We start from the raw sequence: 548 nt of genomic DNA, 5'->3' as shown, positions 1-548 counted from the left end.
ACCTTTTCTAACTCTTTTTGATAATGTTCAAGGTTGGCTTTAAAGTAATCATACCTTGAATCTTTATAGGAAGGATTACCGGGATGAAAAAGTGTATATAATTCAGGCTCGTCAAGGCTTAGAAGTGTCTCAATTGTAACCTTCTCAGCTCTTTTGCCTGTCAACAACTTATCAAGCTTAAAAAGATATGTCTTGACGGTATTCTTACTTACATCAAGAATACGTGCAATGGTTTTGACTCCATTGCCTTGTCGGTTAAGTATTATCAATTGCTTTATCTGACTCATTGGTTTTGGTTTTCCAGCCATAGGATTATAATTAGCGGTTATCTAAAGTGTCCGCTAAAAAAACCAAAACCATTAATCAGAGGGGTCAATATGCTCCGGAATTTTGACCAAAGGGGGTCAACATGATCCGGAATCTTTATCAAATTCTTGCTTTAGGGGGTCAATATCCGCCGGAATGTCAGTCGAATCTGGCCAATCAGGCCACTTTCACTAAACAAAAACATTCCGATTCTGAGGGGTCAACATGCTCCGGAATATCCA

1 protein-coding gene is annotated in these 548 nt (G+C 38.7%); it reads right to left on the bottom strand.

The window, feature by feature from the left end; translation table 11 throughout:
• Window positions 1-308: helix-turn-helix domain-containing protein (locus MM213_RS21140; RefSeq protein ID WP_369413981.1), on the bottom strand; the 308-nt coding region annotated here is incomplete at its 3' end.
• Between the last annotated feature and the right edge of the window lie 240 nt (window positions 309-548).

This window comes from Belliella alkalica (assembly GCF_022549785.1).
GTDB lineage: Bacteria > Bacteroidota > Bacteroidia > Cytophagales > Cyclobacteriaceae > Belliella > Belliella alkalica.
Note: the sequence above shows the minus strand (reverse complement) of the source record. Positions and strands in the feature narration are given on the sequence as shown.